Here is a 2959-nt window from a genome sequence, read left to right as displayed (position 1 = left end):
TGATTGCGGGACATCCCGCCCTCGATCGCGGACACGACACGCTTGCGAAGATCCAGAGAATAAGGCTTGCCCATCCATGCTGGCCTCCAACCCAGCCAGAATGGTGAATCAGAAACACACCGATTTGGGAATCCCAAATCGATTCAACCTAACCCCATCCCGCTTTAGTCCTCGCTGGCCGCCGCGGAGCGATTGCGCAAGTAAGCCTGCGACAACAGGAAGAACAGTGCGCGCTCGCCATGATACTTGGCGGACGGCCGGGTGCGCTCGAAGCCATCGGCAAATATCTTGCCGGACTGGCACACCTGCCATCGCCAGCCAAACCGCTTACGCCTGGTGATGATCACTTCAAACATGCCGACGGGCTTGGTCCCCTGCTTCTGCCGGTCTCGCAAGTCATGCGCCTGCTCCGGCCTCCCCCGTTAGACGGATGCCCGACATATAGCGCAGCAGGACGGAAAGAGAATAAAATTGATTATCGGAAATCCGTATCTTCCACCGGCTATGACGAAGTCGCGACGCTTGCGGAATAAGCCTGTGCCGGCGGTGTTAATCGCTTCCTTCAACGCTGCTTGCAACGCTGCTTGCAACGCTGCTTGGTAGCGCTGGCAAAGGTATTCAAGTCGGAACACAAGACGCGCATGCCCGGTAAGCGAACGCTCACCGGGCATTCACGCCGCAGCTCAGCGGCCGACTCGCGCCTGGAGATGCGCAGGATAGCGGTCGCCCTGCACGGCGACCTTGGACAGCACCCCTGCAATTGCAGTGAGGTCCGCGTCCGACAGCGTCACCGCAGCCGCGCCGAGATTTTCCTCGAGCCGGTGCAGCTTGGTGGTGCCCGGGATCGGCACGATCCACGGCTTCTGCGCGAGCAGCCAGGCCAACGCGATCTGCGCCGGCGTCGCTTTCTTCATTGCGGCGATCTCGCCAAGCAGATCGACGAGGGTCTGATTGGATTTGCGTGCGCTGGATGAGAAGCGCGGCACGATGTTGCGGAAGTCGCTCGCATCGAACGTCGTGCGCTCGGTGATCGCGCCGGTGAGAAAACCCTTGCCGAGCGGGCTGAACGGAACGAAGCCGATGCCGAGCTCTTCCAGCGTCGGCAAGATCTCCTGCTCCGGCTCGCGCCACCACAGCGAATACTCGCTTTGCAATGCGGTCACGGGCTGCACCGCATGGGCGCGGCGAATGGTCTGCGCGCCCGCCTCCGACAAGCCAAAATGCAGCACCTTGCCGGCCTGGATCAGATCCTTGACCGCGCCCGCGGTCTCCTCGACCGGCACGTCGGGATCGACGCGGTGCTGGTAGAACAGATCGATGCGATCGGTCTTGAGCCGCTTCAGGGCTGCCTCCGCCACCGCCTTGACGTTGGCGGGCCGGCTGTCGAGCCCGGCCTCGACCTTGCCGCCCTTGAAGCCGAACTTGGTGGCGATCACGACCTTGTCGCGGAACGGCTGAAGCGCCTCGCCGAGCAGCTCCTCGTTGGCAAAGGGCCCATAGGCCTCGGCGGTGTCGAAGAAGGTCACACCGCGCGCGACGGCGGTCCTGATCAGTGCGATCGCCTGCGACGTCTCGGTCGCCGGGCCATAACCGTAGCTCAGGCCCATGCAGCCGAGGCCGAGGGCCGAGACCTCGAGGCCGCTCTTGCCCAATGTTCGCATCTGCATCGTCAGCTCTCCCTTGAGTTCATGTTCGGCAGCGAATTTAGGCCACGCGCCGGCCCGCGATTAGATGATAAAAGCGGTATGTACTGATGAGATGGATTCATGAATGACCCGCACCAACGTCAATGACCTCCTGGCCTTCCTTGCGGTCGCGCGCGAGCGCAGCTTTACCCGCGCGGCAGCCCAGCTCGGTGTGTCGCAGTCGGCGCTCAGCCATACTGTGCGCGGCCTGGAGGAACGGCTCGGCCTGCGGCTGCTCACCCGCACCACCCGCAGCGTCGCGCCAACGGAAGCGGGCGAACGTCTACTTCGCAATGTCGGGCCGCGCTTTGCGGAGATCGACGCAGAGCTGTCGGCGCTGACCGCGCTCCGCGAGACGCCGGCGGGCACCATCCGCATCACCACCGGCGAGCACGCCGCACAGACGGTGCTGTGGCCGGCGGTCGCAAAGCTGCTGCCGCGCTACCCCGATATCAAGGTCGAGCTCGTCGTCGACTATGGCCTGACCGATATCGTCGCCGAGCGCTACGACGCCGGCGTGCGCCTCGGCGAGCAGGTCGCCAGGGACATGATCGCGGTGCGGATCGGGCCGGAGATGCGCATGGCCGTGGTCGGCGCGCCCGCCTATTTCGCCGCGCGGGGCAAGCCGAAGCTGCCGCAGGATCTCACGGAGCACAATTGCATCAACCTCCGCCTGCCGACCTATGGAGGGATCTATGCCTGGGAGTTCGAGAAGCGCGGACGCGCGATGAAGGTGCGGGTCGACGGCCAGCTCGTGTTCAACACCGGCCTGCTCAGGATGAATGCCGTGCTGGCGGGGCTTGGCCTTGCCTATATCCCCGACGATCTCGTCAAGCGCGAGATCGCCGACGGCCGGCTGATCCGCGTGCTCGCCGACTGGTGCGCACCGTTTGCGGGCTATCACCTCTATTATCCGAGCCGTCGGCAGCCGACGCCGGCGTTCGCCGTGCTGGTGGAGGCGCTGCGCTATCGGAAGTGACGGGGCGCGGCCCTCCTCCTGGTCATTGCGAGCACTGCGAAGCATCCAGAATCTTTCCGCGGAGGTACTCTGGATTGCTTCGCTGCGCTCGCAATGACGGTGGGGAAACAGCTGCGCGTCGAAACTGCGCTCTCGTGCCCCGGACGCAGCGCAGCGCTTCTTCAGCGGTGCGCTGCTGAGCCGGGGCCCATCTATCGAGTCGTTCGTGAAGAACTGGCGGCGGCGCCCGGCTCAAGCGGTGTTTCGAGCCGGGACGGTCTCGAAGAAGGCTCGGATGATGACACGCAAGAGCTCT

3 protein-coding genes are annotated in these 2959 nt (G+C 64.2%); 1 reads left to right on the top strand and 2 read right to left on the bottom strand.

Features of this window, described 5'->3' with window-relative positions:
- Positions 1-164: 164 nt before the first annotated feature.
- Positions 165-395, bottom strand: a complete 231-nt coding sequence (locus CT676_RS44720; protein WP_014494328.1) for a hypothetical protein — start codon at positions 393-395, stop codon at positions 165-167.
- Positions 396-683: 288 nt separating this feature from the next.
- Positions 684-1667, bottom strand: coding sequence for an aldo/keto reductase (locus CT676_RS43365; protein WP_135217325.1), 984 nt, complete (start codon positions 1665-1667; stop codon positions 684-686).
- Positions 1668-1770: 103 nt separating this feature from the next.
- Between CT676_RS43365 and CT676_RS43360 the strand changes: the two genes are divergently transcribed.
- On the top strand, positions 1771-2664 hold the full coding sequence (locus CT676_RS43360; protein WP_071912654.1) for a LysR family transcriptional regulator: 894 nt from the start codon (positions 1771-1773) through the stop codon (positions 2662-2664).
- Positions 2665-2959 lie beyond the last annotated feature (295 nt).

Origin of the sequence: Bradyrhizobium sp. MOS001, from assembly GCF_004634465.1 — a bacterium.
GTDB classification, from domain to species: domain Bacteria; phylum Pseudomonadota; class Alphaproteobacteria; order Rhizobiales; family Xanthobacteraceae; genus Bradyrhizobium; species Bradyrhizobium barranii.
This window is presented reverse-complemented; position numbering and strand designations above follow the sequence as displayed.